Origin of the sequence: Alteromonas sp. a30, from assembly GCF_026788005.1 — a bacterium.
GTDB lineage: Bacteria > Pseudomonadota > Gammaproteobacteria > Enterobacterales > Alteromonadaceae > Paraneptunicella.
Genome location: NZ_JABEPE010000075.1, coordinates 1 through 1,230 on the forward strand (window position 1 = coordinate 1; position 1,230 = coordinate 1,230).

Here is a 1,230-nt window from a genome sequence, read left to right on the forward strand (position 1 = left end):
AGACATTGGCAGAAAAGGCGACACAACCGAATCAGCCGACATCGACGACTTAGGCGAAATCATCTACAACGATGACGGCACCATCATTTACCCCACCACCATGCTAGATGCCTTCATGCGTCATAGAAAATACAACTGGGATATTTTGTGGTGTACGCCGGACATTTTACAAGTCTTGATGCTGATACGCGGGGCAACCGAAAAAGCCTTTCACTACTCGCAAAAAGACGTGTTAAAGCTACTGGCAAGAAGGCCGCGTGTACGAGAGCATTTAGCCAAAGAAAACGGCTTAACCCACAAAAAGGGAAACCCTGTTAAATTTTTAAAGGTGCCACTTGATGTTCATAAACTCTACAAATCCACCGCCACCGGACAAATCACAAAATCAGGCGTGGGAGATTCACCCTTCAAAGCGCTTAAATGGCCGCTTATCTTCACTGTCGGGCTGCTCTCAATTATGGCTTTATACAATCTACTATTTAGCGGAAGTGATTCCCCAGAACAAGCGAATACAACGGGCAATCAAACTGCTCAAAACCGCATTGAAATTAAGCAGTCAGGGACTGTTAAAAGTGCTGACATGGCTAGCCTTGCTAATAGTGCTAAAACTGACCCTAAGGCTGCTATTGATGTAGCGCTGCCCTACCAAGGAAAAGAAATCTACTTAGTAGGCACAGAGCGCATTACCGAAAACGGCGAATTTAAAGAATGGCTGCTGTATTACGAATTGGTAACTAAAGAGGGCATAATAAACCTAAGCAACAAAGAGCTAAGGCATTACGGCATAAACGCCCGTTACGTAGCGGAATGCTTTAGCAACCTAATATGGCAAGACAAAATTTACAGCGTGTATTGTAGGCCAGAAAAGCCACTAGAAAACAAAGCAGAAATAAAGACAAGCGCACTGAATTTATTTGGTTAATGGGGTGAAGGTAAGGAGGTAATAAGTTTAGGTTTTAATCACCAAATAAGCTTATCCAAAGGGCTGGTAGTGCCATTGAATCGCGTACCTATAACATGCGTGTAAATTTCAGTCGTTCGCACATCGCTATGACCAAGTAGATCCTGAACGGTTCTTATATCTGTCCCATTTCGTAATAATTGTGTCGCAAACGAATGACGAAACGTATGCGCGGTAATGCGTTTATTAATCCCGCTAGCAATAACGGCGGCGCGTAGATTTTTTCTATAGGCAGTTTGATGAATGTGATGTCGACAAATATAACCATC

General features: G+C 43.3%; 2 protein-coding genes. One reads left to right on the forward strand and one right to left on the reverse strand.

The window, feature by feature from the left end; translation table 11 throughout:
• Positions 1 to 922 (forward strand): zonular occludens toxin domain-containing protein (locus HJG39_RS19225; protein ID WP_326849278.1); only part of this gene is annotated, 922 nt, incomplete at its 5' end.
• 38 nt (positions 923 to 960) lie between these two features.
• Here the strand turns inward: HJG39_RS19225 and HJG39_RS19230 are convergent.
• Positions 961 to 1,230: tyrosine-type recombinase/integrase (locus tag HJG39_RS19230; RefSeq protein WP_268412031.1), on the reverse strand; the 270-nt coding region annotated here is incomplete at its 5' end.